The organism is Acetobacter sp. (assembly GCF_047721705.1).
Classification (GTDB): Bacteria; Pseudomonadota; Alphaproteobacteria; order Acetobacterales; family Acetobacteraceae; genus Acetobacter.
In genome coordinates this window covers 1-18,000 of sequence record NZ_JBDNXK010000008.1, presented here as the reverse complement: position 1 = coordinate 18,000, position 18,000 = coordinate 1, and the positions used below count along the sequence as shown (strand labels likewise).

10 protein-coding genes are annotated in these 18,000 nt (G+C 59.2%); 4 read left to right on the top strand and 6 right to left on the bottom strand.

All coding sequences use genetic code 11. From position 1 onward, the window contains the following. Positions 1–54 precede the first annotated feature (54 nt). Positions 55–1,188, bottom strand: a complete 1,134-nt coding sequence (gene tsaD, locus ABF824_RS02455) for a tRNA (adenosine(37)-N6)-threonylcarbamoyltransferase complex transferase subunit TsaD (RefSeq protein ID WP_415486286.1) — start codon at positions 1,186–1,188, stop codon at positions 55–57. A 53-nt stretch (positions 1,189–1,241) separates the two neighbouring features. Here tsaD and hemC point away from each other — a divergent pair, with 53 nt between their 5' ends. The 3 genes from hemC to ABF824_RS02440 are packed head-to-tail and all read left to right on the top strand — an operon-like array spanning position 1,242 to position 4,349. Next, a complete protein-coding gene (gene hemC, locus ABF824_RS02450) occupies positions 1,242–2,312 on the top strand; it encodes a hydroxymethylbilane synthase (protein WP_415486244.1) in 1,071 nt (356 codons plus the stop codon). A gap of 9 nt (positions 2,313–2,321) precedes the next feature. Beyond that, the gene (locus ABF824_RS02445; RefSeq protein ID WP_415486243.1) at positions 2,322–3,059 is read left to right on the top strand and encodes a uroporphyrinogen-III synthase; all 738 of its coding nucleotides are present in this window, start codon (positions 2,322–2,324) and stop codon (positions 3,057–3,059) included. A 30-nt stretch (positions 3,060–3,089) separates the two neighbouring features. Next, a complete protein-coding gene (locus ABF824_RS02440) occupies positions 3,090–4,349 on the top strand; it encodes a class I SAM-dependent methyltransferase (protein WP_415486242.1) in 1,260 nt (419 codons plus the stop codon). Between the two features lie 2 nt (positions 4,350–4,351). Here ABF824_RS02440 and ABF824_RS02435 read toward each other — a convergent pair whose 3' ends face one another. Continuing rightward, positions 4,352–6,148, bottom strand: coding sequence for a tetratricopeptide repeat protein (locus ABF824_RS02435; protein WP_415486241.1), 1,797 nt, complete (start codon positions 6,146–6,148; stop codon positions 4,352–4,354). Between the two features lie 178 nt (positions 6,149–6,326). On the opposite strand from ABF824_RS02435, the gene ABF824_RS02430 reads away from it, so the two are divergent. Continuing rightward, on the top strand, positions 6,327–8,195 hold the full coding sequence (locus tag ABF824_RS02430; RefSeq protein WP_415486240.1) for a superinfection immunity protein: 1,869 nt from the start codon (positions 6,327–6,329) through the stop codon (positions 8,193–8,195). A gap of 19 nt (positions 8,196–8,214) precedes the next feature. Here the strand turns inward: ABF824_RS02430 and ABF824_RS02425 are convergent, their stop codons facing one another. The 4 genes from ABF824_RS02425 to ABF824_RS02410 all read right to left on the bottom strand — a co-directional run bounded on the left by ABF824_RS02425 (position 8,215) and on the right by ABF824_RS02410 (position 17,710). Then, the gene (locus tag ABF824_RS02425; RefSeq protein WP_415486239.1) at positions 8,215–10,341 is read right to left on the bottom strand and encodes a beta-N-acetylhexosaminidase; all 2,127 of its coding nucleotides are present in this window, start codon (positions 10,339–10,341) and stop codon (positions 8,215–8,217) included. A gap of 155 nt (positions 10,342–10,496) precedes the next feature. Further along, positions 10,497–15,050, bottom strand: a complete 4,554-nt coding sequence (gltB, locus tag ABF824_RS02420; protein ID WP_415486237.1) for a glutamate synthase large subunit — start codon at positions 15,048–15,050, stop codon at positions 10,497–10,499. A gap of 5 nt (positions 15,051–15,055) precedes the next feature. Then, positions 15,056–16,495: an NAD(P)-dependent oxidoreductase gene (locus tag ABF824_RS02415; protein ID WP_415486236.1), complete on the bottom strand. Its 1,440-nt coding sequence runs from the start codon at positions 16,493–16,495 to the stop codon at positions 15,056–15,058. Between the two features lie 234 nt (positions 16,496–16,729). Beyond that, complete coding sequence (locus ABF824_RS02410; RefSeq protein ID WP_415486235.1) at positions 16,730–17,710, bottom strand: complex I NDUFA9 subunit family protein; 981 nt, start codon at positions 17,708–17,710, stop codon at positions 16,730–16,732. Positions 17,711–18,000 lie beyond the last annotated feature (290 nt).

The window sequence follows — 18,000 nt, the reverse complement described above, 5'->3', positions numbered from 1 at the left end:
CTTCCGCAGGGCGACGGACATAGCACATGGTCGCGCCCCGACAAGCGATCTGGATCAAATTGCAGGGGTGACCGACGCATCCGTGTTCTGCGCGAAACGGCTCTCCATTTCCGTCAGAGGCCAGCGAGGGCGCGGACGAAGCGCCCGATCATCCGGCATGGGACAACCCCGCCGCGCTGCTTCCCGACAGACTTCCAAGGCTGCCCAGCCAACCATCACCGCATTATCCGTGCAGAGCCGCAATGGGGGCGCCACAAACGGCACCCCATGGTCCTCCGCAATCCGGGTGAGACAGGCGCGCAGCATGCCATTGGCGGCCACACCGCCTGCTGCAACCAGCGCGGTTGGCTGTTCCATCATCGTGAAGGCATGACGCACCCGGTCATCCACCACATCGGCAATGGCCTGCTGGAAGCTCGCCGCCAGATCCGCCGCCAGAACACGCGGCAGAGTCTCCATGCCATAAGGCTCAAGCTGCCGCGCCAAAGCGGTTTTCAGGCCGGAGAAGGAAAAATCGCAGCCCTCCCGTCCTTTGAGCGGACGCGGAAAAGCGAATGCCGTCGGATCACCTTCTCGAGCCAATGCTTCAAGTTGTGGGCCGCCGGGCCAACCTAGCCCCAGCATCTTCGCCGCCTTGTCGAACGCCTCTCCCGCCGCGTCGTCGATTGTGCCGCCGAGCCTGCGGTACCGTCCGACACCCTCCACCGCCAGACACTGGCAATGCCCCCCGGAAACCAGAAGCAGGAGATAGGGAAATGCGACACCCTCCGGCGCCACGCCGGGCAGCCTTGCGGACAGCGCATGAGCCTCGATGTGATTCACTGCCACGAAAGGCTTGCGCAGGGCGATGGCCAGCCCCTTGCCGAAATTGGTTCCAACGATCAGGCCCCCGATCAGACCCGGTCCGACACTGGCAGCGACAGCACCGAGCCCTGAGAGCGTAAGACCTGATTTTTCAACGGTTTTCCGGACGATATCCGGCAGAAGAACCAGATGCGCGCGCGCGGCGATTTCCGGCACCACGCCGCCAAATGCCGCATGGTCCTGCTGCGAAACCAATGTCTCGGCCAGCACCTGCCCCTCCGGTGAAAGAATGGCACATGCCGTCTCATCGCATGAGGATTCAATGGCAAGGATTGGCCCTGTCGGGTATAGCTCCCCGCCACAAGTAGCGTTTCTGTCGGTCATAACTGGCGTCACGTCACCTTTCCTTCATCCGGTGCTGGTAATAAACACGCCACATGGTCTCCGCACAGCCATCTCAAACATCTCCGTCTCCCGCGCTCCAGAAGGTTGCCGCCGAAGCAGCAGCGCGTCGGAAGACTACGACACCCCAGCACCGGCGCCAGCTTCCGCTGCGCGTCGGCACGCGAGGCTCCCCTCTGGCGCTGTGGCAGACCCGCGCCTTTCTCACGCGGCTGACGCGTTTCTGCCCTGTTCTGCGCGACATGAACGCCTTTCAGGAGCACCTGATCAGCACGACAGGCGATCAGGTGCAGAACCGGCCGCTGGCGGAAATTGGCGGTAAAGGACTGTTCGCCAAGGAAATTCATGAAGCGCTGCTCGATGGGCGCATCGATTTCGCGGTTCACAGCCTGAAAGACCTAGAGACGACCCTCCCCCCGGGTCTCGTGCTGGCTTGCACCATGCGCCGGGAAGACGCCCGCGACGCCCTCATTCTCGGTCCGGGCCTGAAGCCCGCTAAAGACTCGAACGATCCTTACTCCGCCCTGCCGAAGGGCGCGCTTGTGGGCTGTGCGTCCGTGCGGCGACAGGCTCAGATGCTTCATGTGCGGCCCGACCTCCGATTCGGCCTTCTGCGCGGCAATGTGCAGACGCGACTCGACAAGCTGGCGGCGCGTCAGTGTGACGCCACGCTTCTTGCGCTGGCCGGCCTGCGCCGTCTCGGCATGGAAGATCGTGCGTCCATCGTGCTCGATCCCGCAGTCATGGTCCCCTCCGCAGGACAGGGCATTGTGGGCGTCACGGTACGCGAAAGCGATATCGAACTGCGTGAACTGCTGGCGGCCATTGAAGACTACGAAGCCCGGGCCGTCTCCACCGCCGAACGGGCTCTCCTTGCCGAACTCGACGGCTCCTGCCGCACGCCGATTGGCGGTTACGCGCGTCTGCTCCAGCCTGCCGCTGGCCCCAAAGGTGAGCTTCACCTGACCGGCCTTGTGGCCTCGGAGGACGGCACCTTCCTGCTGCGTCGGGAAGTGACGGGGCCTGCCACCGACGCCGAACGCATCGGCCGTGAACTCGGGCGGAATCTGCGCGCCGACAGCCCTGCCGACATCTTCATCGACTGATCGACCAGCATGAACAGGGACACACCTCAACGCCGCGGTGTCCTTGTCGTGCGCCCAGAACCCGGACTGACTGAAACCCGCGCCTTGCTGGAGCAACAGGGCTGGCAGACATGGGGGATGGAGTCGCTATGCGTGACGCCTCGTTCGCTGGCACCGCAAACTGGCATGGCAGCCGTTCTGATCACCAGCAGTCAGGCGATCCCTGCCCTCTCGGAAGCCGTTGACCATACTATCCCGGTCTATGCCGTCGGCGACGCAACGGCTTCCCGTGTCCGCGCCGCGGGCTTTCGCACAGTCATCAGCGCCAGTGGCAATGCGACGCAACTGGCAGAAGTGGTGCTGACACACCTATCACCGAACAAGGGATCGCTGCTGCTGCTGTCGGGTGAAAAGCAGGGCGTCGATCTGGCGAAAACCCTTCGGCATGCAGGTTTCCGCATCCGGCGGCGCTTAGCTTACAGCACGTCGGCTGCCACTCAGCTTCCGTCACCCACGCTCCAAGCATTTCAGGAAAAGGCTATCGGCGTAAGCATGGTTTTTTCGGCCGCCAGTGCACGTGCATTCTGCGCGGCTCTGACGCAGACCGGAATAGCCACAGAAGGGCTGCGGGCCATTTCCATTTCAGAAAATACGGCAAAAGAACTGCGAAAAGCCGGTTTTTCAGAAGTCGTCACAGCCAAGACACCGAATACAAACGCAATGATCGAAAGTCTCAAGCAGGCTTTCCATCAACACGCGACCTTATAACAGGCCGTTTTCAGGAAGGATTTCCCTCGTATGACGACAGACTCCGCCATCGACACCCGCGATGCAGAACTGGCCGCGCAATACGAAGCCTATCCTTACCCGGAACGGAATCCAGCCGACGAAAAGACACGCCTGCTGATCGGCAGCCCAAGCCATCTGAGGGAAATCGATTACTGGGTATTCGGCGCACGGCGCTCCCCTGAAATGCCCCTCCGTGTTCTTATCGCCGGATGTGGAACGGGTGATGGCGCGATTATGCTCGCTACTCATCTGGCTCGCGCCAACCGTCCCGGAGAAGTCGTCTGCCTTGATCGTTCTTCTCATGCGCTGAAGATTGTTCAGGAGCGCGCGAAAGTCCGCGATCTGCACAACATGCAGTTCATTCAGGGATCTCTGACAGAACTCGACAGCCTCGAACTGGGGCTTTTCGATTACATCGACTGCTGTGGTGTGCTGCACCATCTCCCCGATCCTTTCACCACATTGAAAGCGCTGGAAAACCGACTTGCACCCGGAGGTGGCATGGGGCTGATGGTCTATGCGCCCTATGGACGAACCGGCGTTTACATGCTTCAGGAAGCCCTTGAGAAAATAACACCTTTTTCTGAAAGTCCTTCGACCCGTCTCGATGTCGCCAAACGCGTCATGCGTCATCTTCCAGCAACGGCATGGCTGCATCAGAATGGCAATTTCGGCGATCATCTGAATGGCGGCAATGCCGGGCTCTATGACCTGCTTCTGAATCCTCGTGATCGTGCCTACACAATCACCGCATTTCTTGATCTTCTGGAACAGGCAGGTCTCGAACCTTCCTGCCTGATGGAACCAGCGCGTTACGACCCGGCGCTTTTTCTGCCCGATCCCAAATTGCGCACACGCATCGAACAGATGACACCGCGCGAAAAGGCGGCGACTGCGGAAGAACTGACCGGCAACATGGCTACGCATGTGGTTTATGTCGTGCGCAAGGGAGGTCGTATTGTGCCGCCAGATGCCTGCGCAGTAGAGGCTGTCCCCGTCATGCGGGAAATCCCCGGCGAAGAACTCGCGAAACAGATTTTACCGAATGGCACGCTGCCTTTCGCGTTTGGCACCCTCATCGTGCCCATTCCCCTCCCCGCTCAGGCTCGCAGCATCCTGCCACTGATCGATGGCCAACGGACCGTGGGAAAGCTGGCCAGCATCATGGCTGACCGTGGTATGAAGGAAGAGAAATTCTTCAGAATATGGAAGGAAATGTTCACAGCACTGGAAAGCGTGAACCGTCTCCTGCTGACTTACTCAAAATAAGATCACGGTCTGGGCTGGTTCGCTTTTTGCCATAAGGCCCGGGCAGCTTCAGCGATTGGTTCCCGCCATGCCTGTTCGGGCATATCCGCAGTCTGTTGTGCGAACATTCTCGTCTGCGGATACCACAAATGCTTTCCCGTCTTGGTATCCCAGTTGCCCGATGCCCACCGCCAGTCACCACCGAAGCGGTTGAACAGCCATAACGGAACACCCAGTGCTCCCGCCAGATGCGCCATGGCGGTATCCACAGAAATGACAAGATCAAGATCGTTCATGACGGCTGCCGTCACGGAAAGATCTCCTTCAGGAAGCGCTTTGAAGCCATCAGGTATTTTTGAAGGAACGAGAGAAAACCACTCTACGCCAGGCACGGACAGAAGAGGTTCCAGCCGCTCAAGACCGATCGAACGACGACGATCGAACCGGTATCCGGGATTTCCCTCCCAACAGAGTCCTACTCGTAGGCTATCTCTCTTTTGCAGCGTTGGTTCTGCCGTCCTGTGCAGGTAAGGGCCGGACGAAGAGAGTTTCGCTCCTCCCAGAAGACTGGGCAGGCTCAGAAGCGAGGCTTTCGCCTTTGCGCGGCAGTCCTGTGCGGAAGAATACATTCTCAATCGATCCGCATCACAAGCCTCTCTCCAGAAGGGGAGTTCCAAGGATTCTTGCAACAAATAAAACAAGGTTTCCGGAACAAGAAGATCGATTGGGGCGCGATGTGCGGCCTGCGGCACATAACGCAGGAACTGGAGGTAATCACCTAGTCCCTGTTCACCACATAGCAGCACCGGATGTGAAGTTTCTCTGCCATCCCACGCAGGCAGGTCTGGACGCGGCAAAGGCTGCACAAGCGTGCGCCGTGCCTCGAAATTGCGCCATCCTTCGGAAAACCTGCCTTCCGCCAACTGTATCGTGCCCAGATTGAAACGGGCCCGGACAGCATCAGTGCTTTCCGGATTTCCGGTCATGACATCACGGAAAAGTCTTTCCGCTTCATCCCATTGGCCCAAGTCACTCAGGCAGGTGCCGCGATTGAGCATGATACGGGTGTCGTCCGTGCGCAAACTCTGCGCGGCGGAAAAAAGCCTGTCGGCTCCAGCAAGGTCGCCGAGCGCCATGCGGACCAGACCGAGATTGCTGAGTGTTTCCGCCGCAGGAGCGGCCATTGTCACGGCCTGCTCTAGTACTTCACGCGCCTCATCGAGCTGGCCAAGTTCGAACAGGATCGCCCCATGATTGGCCCACGCGGCCGGATCATGTGGGCACAGCGCCCTTATCCGAGCGAAAAGCGGCTCAGCCTCCTGTACGTCTCCCATGCGAGCCAGCAATGAGGCCTCATACTGCCGCGTCATAACGTCGTCCGATGCGGCAAGGCGTGTGGCCCGCCGCGCTACACTCAGTGCTTCGCACACACGGCCATGACGCTCGAGAAACCGGGCCAGCACCAGATGATATCCTGCCTCCAGCGGGCGCATATCCACTGCGAGACGCAGTTCCGCCTCTGCGTCCACAACTTCCCCATCTTCCTCAAGACTCTCTGAAAATGCGAGATGCGTGGATGGATTGTCCGGATCTGTCAGAACAGAGACATGAAGGGCCGAACGCGCGGCCTCTTTATGGCCCAGCCGTCGCAACGCGAGACCGAGCGTGACGTGGAACGCGCCCCTTGGATCAGTCCGCACCGCACGTCCTGCATAGGCCACAGCGATATCGTAGCGTCCTAGGTCATAGGCCGCGCGCGCAAGAGCATGCTGCAACACAGGGTCATCCGGCTTCTCAGCCAGTCTGGCCTTCATGTCCATGAAGACATCTTCTGCAGAGGAAACCGGCTGGTCTTTCACATGTCACCTTATGCGTCAGGCATCGCTGTCACGTTTATTCTAGCAGTCAGGGGACTGAAGAACGAATGCCCTCAGGAAAGAAACATGGCGACTGGAGAAGCGTCGCGGTAATGTGGAGCAAAATCAAGGAATACGCGTCATGACACTGAGGCAAGCAGTCTGCGCAACAACGGCGCTCATGCTTCTGACCGGAGCACTAAAAGCGCGGGGCGCCACAGCAACGCCACCCCTCGCCCATGCGGATCTGAACGACCAGAACCAGATCGCGATCTCAGCGGCAGGCATCAACGCGGCAATCGACCTCCGTCAGCAGGCTGACTGCAACATTCCCACGCTTCTGAACACCGAAGACTCCTTTCCTTCCGGTGCCTGTCGCATGGCGACTCTTACCGTTACGGACACGAGCCACCCCAACCGTCCGCCTTTCGTCGGTGCTCTGACACCCTATAATCGCGATGCCAGCGATGTACGGGACATGCAGCTTGAACTGCGCCGTCTCGACGCGAACACCCCACTCCCGCAAGCCATCACCTCCATCTACACCGGGGGGGCGCATTGCTGTGCCATCACTTCCGTGGTCGGCACGGCAACCGATGGCACATGGACAGCGACGCGCCCCTCGGAACTGGCCGGAGAGGGGCGTCCCCGCTTCATCGATCTCGACGGAGATTCCGCGTCCGAAATCATCACGGGCGACGAAAGTTTCCTTTATACCTTCGCATCTCACGCTGGCTCCTATATCCCCGACATCATCTACCGTTACGTCGGTGGTCGGCTGGTCAATGTGACAAGAGACGCGCCCTTCCGCCCTTATCTCGAGCAGGAACTGAAAGAGAACGAAGGGTTCTGGACGCAGCAGAATCGTTCCGAACCCAATGGGTTTCTCGCCTATTATGTGGCGATGAAAGCCCTCATGGGACAGTTCGCGGCTGGCTGGACTTATATGCTGCCCCGCTACGACCATGAGATCGACTCCGGCTTTTCCCTGTCTCTCTGCACCATTGGTGGTCGCATGGAGTCAGAATGTTCGGAAGACGAGCGCGCTCCGCTTCCGTTCCCTCAGGCGCTCGCGGGCTTTCTCGTGGCGCAGGGATATGTCTCTCCACAGGAAGCGCTGACAGTCGCTCCCGACGCGGAGCCAGCCATTCACGAAGCCAGCCGTTACCATCCTGATTTTTCCTGCCTCACTCCGCCGCAAAAGAACGGCGTCGCACTGGCTCTGTGTGAAAACAGCAGTGCAGCAGAACATCAACTGGCGTTTGATCGTGTTTATTATGCCTTGCGTCAGGCCGTTGGACCGGAAGGATGGAAAGGTCTGCGGCAGGAAATCGTTCTGGCGGAAAACGCCATTGATCAGGAATGCCAACTCCCGATCCCCGGAGCTGATGACCAGACGGTCTCCGCTGATGCAATGTCCTGTTATGCTGCGGCCATGGACAGGTTGGCTGAGAAATACCGGGCCAGACTGTCCGGTGCGGCTCTGGAAGAATCCCAGCGTCCAATCGACGAACATATTGCCTTGCAACGACGTCTGATCACTCTTGGCTACATGCCTGCGCGCTCGACGGCGGATGGTGTGTATGGTGAGGCGACGCGCGCTGCCATCGCGCAATGGAAACGCGACACACAAAGGCCCGACCCCACACCATTCCTCTCCGACGCCGATGCAGCTGTTCTTCTGGGACATCCTGTGCAAACCGTCGCAGTCCCGCCCAAAGCAGAGCAGCCTCAAACAGCAAAAGCCCCTGCCCTTTCGCCAGCACCAGCGACGTCTCAGCCTGCATCGAAATCGCTATTCGGACTCCCCATTGCCCTTGCTGTGCTGTTACTGGCCAGTGGGTTCGCCATCTACTTCGTGCCGTTCATCATGGCCTGCTTACGCGACACCATTCGGAAACCTGCTGTCTTTGCCGTCAACTTTTTTCTGGGCTGGACACTGATCGGATGGGTCGCAGCGCTCGTCATGGCGTTTTCTCTGGAAGGCCGCCCTACGCCCCACTCCGACTGAGCCGGTTGCGAAAGTCAGACTACGGCGCTTTGCCTGTCTGGCTTTCCACCAGCATTTTTACGCCCGGAACAATATTGATGAGCAGCCCACCAGCAGGCTGCGGCAACGGCGGAGGCAGCAGTTGCCAAGACGACGCTGCCTGAGCCCTGTCCTGCTCGGCCAGAAGTGTCCTGGCTTTTTCCCTGAATGTAGAAGTGCCTGCTTTTCCATCCAGAACATCCAGCCCCAAACGTGCAAGAGCCGCCAGTTGTGCTGAAATGGGACGCACCATCTTCAGGTCTGCGGTTTCTTCCGAAATGCTCTCGAAAACATGGTCATTGTCAGACCATCGCCGCAAATCGCGACGCAGCACCGGCTCTACAGAACGATCTCCTCGCACATAGGCTTCAGCCAAACGGTTGAAGCGCATTGCGGTGAAGGAATCCGGCGTGGCAATGGCAATAGGCCATGAGAGAATGGCGTCGCCTGTTTTTTTTGCCATCCGATTGATCGTATAGTTTCTGACTGGACTGGTAACATCGACCAAATTGGCAATGGTTTCAGGTTTCCGTGTGCCAAAATCATCAATCATGACCTGCCGGTCATGCGGCGTGTGAAGCACCAGCGCCTCCAGTTCCGCTTCGATCTGTGGCAAACGCTGTTCCATGTCACCTGTGTCGCGGACCGATGCAGGCGACCAGAAGCGCTCGGCGATCGCCGCTGTGCGCGGCCAGACGCGCTGATCGAGCATGGGTTCGGAAACAACCTCGGTCCATAAGGCCGCTTCCCCACCCAGAACGAGACGCTCCTGCTCTGCCTTCAGAGACGGCATGTCTGGATCAAGCGCGAATGCATCCGCCATGCGGAAATGTGTACGATGCGCATAATCCAGTTCTTCACCGGACAGACCTATGGCCCGCATATCGAGCGGGTCGACACGATAATGCTCACGTGTAGGTCGCAGAAGATCGAGATAATACCCTGCCGAGACAATCACCGGGTGTCCTGCCTGCACGGCCGCTGCGGTCCATTTCGAGGCACGCCAGCTTTCCACAACAGCATCTTTTGATAAGGGCGCAGACAGAATTTCATCCCATCCGATCACAGTCTTTCCCTGACTGGCGAGAAAAGCCTGCACGCTGGCTGTGAAAGCCCCTTGCAAGGCCTGCGTGTCAGCATATCCGCCCGCTTTCATCGCAGCGACAATCTTCGGGTTATGCGTCCATTGCGATGCGACCACCTCATCGCCACCGGCATGAAAATATCGGTCAGGAAACAGGCCTGCCATCTCGGCAAAGAGTTTCCTGACGAAATCCATTGTATGGCCGTTTGTCGGATCAAGCGCGGGATTGTTGATGTTCCCACCGGCAACACACGCGGAACTTCCTGTGCAGGCCGCATTGGCGGCGGGCAGTTCAGCGGCTGCCAGATCGGGGTAGGCTTCGAGAATGGCCATAGCGTGCCCTGGAACATCGAATTCCGGCACAATCCGCACCCCCCGATCCGCAGCATACCGCACGAGCGCCCTGATATCCTCCTGCGTATAATACTGCCCGTGCGCGCCGATCATTTGCAGGCGGGGAAAGACGTGACTTTCCACCCGAAAAGCCGCGCCGTCATTCAGATGAAGATGCAGCACATTCAGCTTGGTCAGTTCCATCGCGTCGATCTGACGACGCAGCGCGGCAACCGACATGAAATGACGCGCCACATCGATCATCAGACCGCGCCAGCGAAAACGCGGCGCATCATTGATTTCGACATGCGGCAGCCCCGCTCCGTCCTGACCGAGTTGCAACAGGGTTGAAAGCCCATGCAACATGCCAGCCGGGCCACCGGCGTTCAAAATGATCTGCTCGTCAGCCACTTTCAGCCGATAATTTTCTTTCTGTGCAACAGTCAGCCAATCATCATCCGGCGAGACAGAAAGCTGAACTCTGCATGATTTCCCAACTCCCTTTCCTGAAACACGCTGACTTTGCCGTGTCTGAAAACGCTCCCATGCCTGCTCAAGCAATGGCGTACGTTGCGTTTTCCACACCGGAGCAAACGTCGCGCAATGGGATACGCCTTTATCTGTCATGACCATGCTGCGCGGCACTGGCATCAGCACCGTACTGGCGGCTGCATCGGTCTCAAATGCAACGATACTAATCGAAGCAAGCAAGAAGGAGAGAAATGCGCGTTTAAAGTCAGGAACAATCATTTCTGCTCTTTCCAGCGATCAGATCGGGATCATCCGCAATCATGAAACAAAAACGAGGAGCCAAAGGCTCCTCGCTGATGAGTGGGGTGCGCCCCAAACCTGCTCTTTCCAACCTGTCAGGCTGATACCGCTGCCTTTTCAGGTGCAGCAAAACCGATGATCCGGGCATAATCTTTCGGAACCACCTGCCAGAAGCGTGGCAGCACCTCATTCCATTTATGCAGGAGCATCGCACCGTAAGACGAATGTGTCGCCTCGACATACTCCTCTACCAGAGCACGCAGTTTTTCCTGCCATTCAGCCTGTTCCACGCGCACCCAGAAGACGTTGTCCGGGTTGACCTTCTGCTCGAAAGAGCCGTCTTCATCGTAGACAAAAGCCATGCCACCCGTGAAGCCAGCGCCAAAATTGTCGCCAGATTCACCAAGAATCACAACTGTGCCTCCGGTCATGTATTCGCAGGCGTTGGAACCACAGCCTTCCACAACCGCTGTCGCGCCGGAGTTGCGCACCGCGAAACGCTCGCCCGCCAGACCAGCGGCGAACAGCTTACCAGCCGTCGCGCCGTAAAGCACCGTATTGCCGACAATCGCGTTTTCATTCGACGCCAGCGTGCTGGATGCGGAAGGACGCACGACGATGGTCGCACCTGAGAGACCTTTACCGACATAGTCGTTGGCGTCGCCATGTACTTCCAGCTTCAGACCCTGCACGGCGAACGCACCCAGAGACTGACCGGCAGAACCACGCAGACGCACCGTCAGATGACCCGGCGCAAGCGTGGCCATGCCATACTGCCGCACGATCATGGAGGAGATGCGTGTGCCGATAGCGCGCATGGTGTTCTGCACGTTGTACTGAAGCTGCATCTTCTCGCCGTGATCGAACAACGGACGCGCATCCGCGATCATCTGCGCGTCGAGCGTGTCCGGCACCTCATTCCGGCCTTCAAGCGTGCAGTAGCGCGCATGCGGGCCAGGGTCTGCCTGAACCAGAAGCGGGTTCAGATCGAGATCGTCGAGATACTCCGCACCACGCGAAACCTGATGCAACAGATCCGTGCGACCAATCACCTCGTTCAGCGTCTTGAAGCCGAGCGATGCGAGAATATTCCTCACATCTTCAGCAATGAAGGAGAACAGGCTGATGACCTTCTCGGGCGTCCCTTCGAACTTGGCGCGCATGGCCGGGTCCTGCGAGCAGACGCCCACCGGACAGGTGTTCGAGTGGCACTGACGCACCATGATGCAGCCCATCGCCACGAGACTTGCCGTGCCGATGCCGAACTCTTCCGCACCGAGCATGGCGGCAATCACCACGTCACGACCCGTCTTGATGCCGCCATCCGTCCGCAGAGTGACGCGATGACGCAGACGGTTGAGCATCAGCACCTGATGCGCCTCTGCCAGACCAAGCTCCCAAGGCAGACCGGCATATTTCACGGACGACAGCGGGCTGGCACCTGTGCCACCGGAATGACCGGAGATCAGAATCGCATCGGCTTTCGCCTTCGCCACACCAGCCGCGATGGTGCCGATGCCCGAACGGGCGACGAGCTTTACCGTGACCTTGGCATCCGGGTTGATCTGCTTCAGGTCATAGATGAGCTGGGCAAGATCCTCGATCGAGTAAATATCGTGATGCGGCGGCGGGGAGATCAGAGTCACACCCGGCGTCGCATGCCGCAGCTTGGCGATCAGTTCCGTGACCTTGAAGCCCGGCAGCTGTCCGCCCTCACCCGGCTTCGCACCCTGTGCAACCTTGATTTCAAGCTCGCGGCAATCATTCAGATACTGCGCCGTGACGCCGAAGCGACCGGATGCGACCTGCTTGATGGCCGAGGAGGCATTATCCCCGTTCGGGCGCGGCTTGGCGCGCGACGGATCTTCACCACCCTCACCGGAATCAGACTTCGCGCCGATCCGGTTCATAGCGATGGAAAGCGTTTCATGCGCTTCCGGACTGAGCGCGCCGAGTGAAATAGCCGGGGCGATCAGGCGTTTGCGCAACTGCGTGATGCTCTCGACCTCTTCCACCGGAATGGCTTCACGGTCGCTCTTGAAATCAAGCAGATCGCGCAGAGCCACCGGCGGCTGACGACGCACCGCATCGGCATAGCGCTGATAGATGGCGAAACTGTCCGCCCCCACCGCCGTCTGAAGCATGTGGATCAGCGTGCCATCAAAGGCATGCGTCTCACCGCTCCGGCGCATCTTGTAGAGACCACCAACAGGCAGCACAGCCGCAGTCGTGCCCCATGCCTGCTTGTGGAAGCTGAGCACGTTCTTCGCGATACCGGCCATGCCGATGCCGGAAATACGTGACGGCATGCCGGGGAAGAACTCGGCCACCAACGCACGGGACAGACCGACGGCCTCGAAATTGCAGCCGCCACGGTAGGACGCCATGATCGAGATGCCCATCTTGGACATGATCTTGAGCAGTCCCTTGTCGATGGCCTTGCGATAACGCTCGACCGCCGTGCGCAGTGTCATGTCGCCACAAAGGCCACGACGGATGCGGTCCGCGATGCTTTCCTGCGCGAGATAGGGATTTACGGTCGTCGCGCCGACGCCGAGCGTCACCGCAACGGCATGCACATCCAGCACGTCAGATGTCCGCACGTTCAGCGATGTGAACGTACGCAGGGAATGGCGGACGAGATGCGTATGAACCGCCGCTGCCGCGAGGATCGTCGGGATACCAGCACGCTCGGGCGACTGGTTCTCGTCAGTCAGGAAGACGTGCGAGCAGCCTTCACGGACACGCTCTTCAGCCTCCCGACGGATGCGGGCAATGGCTTCGCGCAGGCCCGTTTCACCTTCTACCGCGACGAAAGTGGTGTCGATCGTGCAGCCGCGATCACCGCAGAATTTGCGAAGCGCCTCGAACTCGCCGTTCGTCAGAACCGGGCTTGGAAGCTGAAGCAGATCGCACTGATCTTCCGATTCTTCGAGAATATTTCCCAGATTGCCCAGACGTGTGAGCAGACTCATCACCCGGGATTCACGCAGGGAATCAATCGGCGGGTTCGTGACCTGGCTGAAGCCCTGCTTGAAGTAGTGCGCCAGTCCACGATAACGCTCGGACAGAACCGCGAGCGGCGTATCGTCACCCATAGACCCCACGGCTTCCGCCGCGCTGTCCACCATCGGCTGAAGGATATGCTCCAGCTCTTCCAGCGTATTGCCGACAGACAACTGACGGCGACGCAGCTCTTCCGGCTGATACATCACCGGCTCGACAACGTCGTCGCGAACAACCGACCCGATTTTCTGGATCTTCTTTACCCAGCGACCGAAATCCTGACGCGTGGCAAGGAGGTCGAGCAGTTCGTCATTGTGATAGAGCTTGGCCTTGTCGAGATCGACCGCGATCATCTCACCCGGGCCAAGGCGCCCGCGACTGACGACATCCTCGACCATCACCTTCACCATGCCCGCTTCCGAGCCGATGATCAGCAGATCGTTGGAAGTCTGCGTATAGCGCAGTGGACGCAGACCCGAGCGATCCAGACCAGCAATGATCCAGCGTCCATCTGTCGCACACAGCGCCGCCGGACCGTCCCACGGCTCCATGACCGCATTACAGTAAGCGAACATGTCGCGGTGCGCGGGCTTCATCGACGAATGGGCGCCGACGCTGGCCGGAACCATCAACGTCTTTGCGGCAGGCGCATCACGACCCGCATGAGTCAGCAGTTCGAAAACGTTATCGAACGTCGCCGTATCGGACCCACCGCCCTGCACTACCGGCTTGAGATCGGCCATGTAGGGGTCGAGTTCCGGATCGGCCAGCCGTGTCTCGTGACTGCGCATCCAGTTCACGTTACCGGAGATCGTGTTGATCTCACCGTTATGCGCCACGCGACGGAACGGCTGCGCCAGCTTCCATGTCGGGAAGGTGTTGGTCGAATAACGCTGGTGATAGATCGCGAACCGACTGACGAAACGCGGATCGAGCAGATCTGGGTAAAAGTTCGTCAGATGCTCGGCAAGGAACATGCCCTTGTAGATCAGCGAGCGGCAGGACAGCGAGCAGATATAGAGGTCGACCTGATTGGCGATGGCCGCCTTCTCGATCCGACGACGGATCACATACAGATCGCGCTCGAAATCCTCCTCGGCACGATCCACCTTGCCCCGGATGATGATCTGCTCGATTTCAGGGCGCGTCGCATTGGCTTTCTCACCGATGCAGGCCGTGTCGATCGGCACCTGACGCCAGCCATAGATGCTGTAACCAAACATGAGAATTTCGGTTTCGATGATCTGACGGCAGCGTTCCTGCGCGGCGAGATCGGTCTTGGGAAGAAAGACCTGCCCGACAGCCAGCGGAATACCGGCATCGCGCTCTGCCTGCGGCACGCCGATGGCGTCAGCAAAGAAATCCGGCGGAATCTCGACATGAATGCCAGCGCCGTCGCCGGTCTTGCCGTCAGCATCGACCGCACCACGATGCCAGATCGCTTTCAGAGCCTCGATGCCCGCTTCCACGACGTCGCGCCGCTTGCGTCCGTCCAGCGCGGCGACAAGACCCACACCACAGGAATCACGTTCGTCAGCCGGGTTATACAGGCCGTTCTGAAGTGCGGTGCTGTTGCGCTCCCAGTTTTCGATAAATGCCTCGCCACTCTCGATGGCGGAGGAAAAACCGTCAAATGCATCCATGGTCATTACTCCGCAGCCAGAGAAGAGGAAGTAGAATGAGCGGCGATCCACTGGTCGATCTGGGCCGCCGCGTCGCGTCCATCACGGATCGCCCACACGACAAGGCTCGCGCCGCGCACGATGTCACCCGCCGCGAACACGCCGGGGATGGATGTCTCGAAACTTGTGCGATCCACCTGAAGCGTGCCCCAGCGGGAGGTCTTCAGGTCATCGGCTTTCCACATGTCGGGCAGTGGCTCCGGATCGAAACCCAGCGCCTTGATGACCATGTCGGCCTTTACGGTGAACAGCCCATCGGCTTCCGGCTCGATCGACTGACGACCGGAACCGTCCGGCATGCCGAGCCGCATCTTCTGGGCGCGCACGCCAGTCACGGTCTTGTCGCCAAGGAAGCTTTCCGGCGCCGCAAGCCAGACGAACTCAACGCCTTCTTCCTCGGCGTTCTTCACTTCACGCATCGAACCCGGCATGTTCGCCTTGTCGCGACGATAGAGGCACTTCACCGATTTCGCGCCCTGACGGACAGCCGTACGCACGCAGTCCATGGCCGTATCACCGCCGCCGATGACCACCACATCCTTGCCCGCAGCGTCCAGTTCGCCTTCTGGCAGGCTGTCGCCCAGCGAGCGGCGGTTGGAGGCCGTCAGATAATCCAACGCACGAACGATCCCATCCAGCCCTGAGCCGGGACCACCAATCTCGCGCGACTTGTAGACACCCGTCGCAACGAGCACCGCATTGTGCTTTCTGCGCAGTTCCTCGAACGGAAGCTCGCCTTGACCGGACCCGATGGCCTGCCCGAGATGGAACACCACGCCCTGCTCTTCCAGCAGCTTGTGGCGACGGGTGACGATTTCCTTTTCCAGCTTGAAGCCGGGAATACCGTAGATCATCAGACCGCCCACCCGGTCATGACGATCATAGACATGCACCTGATGACCCGCCGCGCGCAGCCGTTCGGCAGCTGCCAGACCCGCCGGGCCAGCCCCGATGATGCCGACGGAGCTTTCCAGCTCAACGGCAGGCAGAACCGGCTTCACCCAGCCGTTCTCGAACGCGGTATCCGTGATGTAGCGTTCGACCGCGCCAATGGTGACGCTTTCGAAACCCTTCTCGATGACGCAGTTACCTTCACACAGACGGTCCTGAGGGCAGATACGGCCACAGATTTCCGGGAATGTATTGGTCGCCTGCGAGACGTTGTAAGCCTCTTCCAGACGCCCGTTGGCAGCCAGCATCAACCAGTCAGGGATATTGTTGCCCAGCGGGCAGTGCACCGAGCAAAACGGCACGCCACATTGCGAGCAACGGCTGGCCTGCGTGGAAGCCTGCGCTGGCGAAAACTCCTGATAGATTTCGTCAAAGTCCTTGAGACGTGCATCAGCCGCCCGCTTTGGCGGCTGAGCCTGCGGCACGGAGACGAACGAGAGCATTTTCTCGGACATGCGACGGCTTCCTTAAACTGGGCCGGGCTCGGGGGGCGCGGACACAGGACATCTTCCAGAAATCCTGCCGCCGAGACATGACTGGCCCCTCGGTGTTCTGGCAGGTCGACATGTGCGATAGCGCAGGCACAATCAACACAAAAGACAGCAACACTGACCAATTAGTCCCCGTGAGCCATCAAACCTTATACGCGCAGCCCTGAGAAACCGAATTAAAATATCAACACATCATACCTATTTAATCTCAACACCCTGATATGGATCGTTTATTTTTTCACCACCTACGGCATATCGTTTCATATAGGCAGGAACCACCAGATCCATCGCTGTGGGTGCCATACCCAGATCGTGAAAGCCGGGAAGATTCCCGGGCACGACATTATCGACTGTCAGCATCTTGAGCTGATCGCGCGTCAACATACCCCCCGGCAGACGCTCCAGAATGAGCGCTTGGAGAGATGCAAGCCCCGGGGGCACTTCGAAGGTCGGCTTCGTGCGCCCGGTCATGGCCAGCACGCGCTCGGCGATCTCCCGCATGGTCAGAATTTCGGGGCCACCCAGTTCACAGATTGCGGAAACTGTTGCTGGCGTTTCGGCAAAAGCCGCGACGATCCGCCGGATCGCCTCCGCCACATCGGCAACATAGACCGGCTGGAGCTTGGTTTTCGCGCCATAGACCGGCATCACGCATGGCGTATAGCGCGCCACACCGCCCAGCATATTGAAGAAATGATCCTCCGGCCCGAACAGCACGGAAGCCCGCACAATGGTTGCCGACGGAAAATGCTTCAGAACTTCTTCTTCGCCAGCGGCCCGGCTGCGCCCATAAGCCGCCGGACTGGATGAAGACGCACCAATGGCGGACATGTGAACGAAAGTCTTCACGCCTGCTGCCGCTGCGAGTCGCGCCACACGAGAGGCACCTTCGACATTGGTCGCGTTCAGAGCGGCAGGCGACAAACCGCCCAGAATAGCCGCCAGATTGATCACAACAGTCGCGCCGCGCACTGCCGTCGTCACATCCGCTTCATTCTGGACAGGCGCATAAAACGGTGAGACCTGCCCGACATCGCCCAGCTGACGCAGATCGTTGGCCAGATCGGTGCGGCGGCAGGCAACACGCACGGCGTACCCATCCTCAGCCAGCTTCCTAACCACATATTTCCCGAGAAATCCCGAGCCACCAAAGACTGTTGCCGTCCTGCGACCGATCATGCCCCTGCTCCCTTTTCGTGCACCGCCCTACTTTCTGCATCGCTGCATGGGCGAGACATTCTGCCTTCCGACCATATCGCTACAACGTCCTGTCGCAATACGCCCGAAACCTGCTTCGAACATGAGGGACCGAATATACACGCTCTGGCGGAATAAAATCTTCACTTGCCCCTTGACCGCCTTCAAGGACGCCATTAAACGCCTGCTCCACCACCCGGTCTCCACCGGGTTGTCATCTAAGCCCAGATGGCGGAATTGGTAGACGCGCAGGTTTCAGGTACCTGTGGCCG

Excerpts from the sequence above, each read along its gene's own strand:
- tsaD (WP_415486286.1), bottom strand. The coding sequence starts at position 1,188 with ATGACCGACAGAAACGCTACTTGTGGCGGGGAGCTATACCCGACAGGG.
- hemC (WP_415486244.1), top strand. The coding sequence starts at position 1,242 with ATGGTCTCCGCACAGCCATCTCAAACATCTCCGTCTCCCGCGCTCCAG.
- ABF824_RS02445 (WP_415486243.1), top strand. The coding sequence starts at position 2,322 with ATGAACAGGGACACACCTCAACGCCGCGGTGTCCTTGTCGTGCGCCCA.
- ABF824_RS02440 (WP_415486242.1), top strand. The coding sequence starts at position 3,090 with ATGACGACAGACTCCGCCATCGACACCCGCGATGCAGAACTGGCCGCG.
- ABF824_RS02435 (WP_415486241.1), bottom strand. The coding sequence starts at position 6,148 with ATGGACATGAAGGCCAGACTGGCTGAGAAGCCGGATGACCCTGTGTTG.
- ABF824_RS02430 (WP_415486240.1), top strand. The coding sequence starts at position 6,327 with ATGACACTGAGGCAAGCAGTCTGCGCAACAACGGCGCTCATGCTTCTG.
- gltB (WP_415486237.1), bottom strand. The coding sequence starts at position 15,050 with ATGGATGCATTTGACGGTTTTTCCTCCGCCATCGAGAGTGGCGAGGCA.
- ABF824_RS02415 (WP_415486236.1), bottom strand. The coding sequence starts at position 16,495 with ATGTCCGAGAAAATGCTCTCGTTCGTCTCCGTGCCGCAGGCTCAGCCG.
- ABF824_RS02410 (WP_415486235.1), bottom strand. The coding sequence starts at position 17,710 with ATGATCGGTCGCAGGACGGCAACAGTCTTTGGTGGCTCGGGATTTCTC.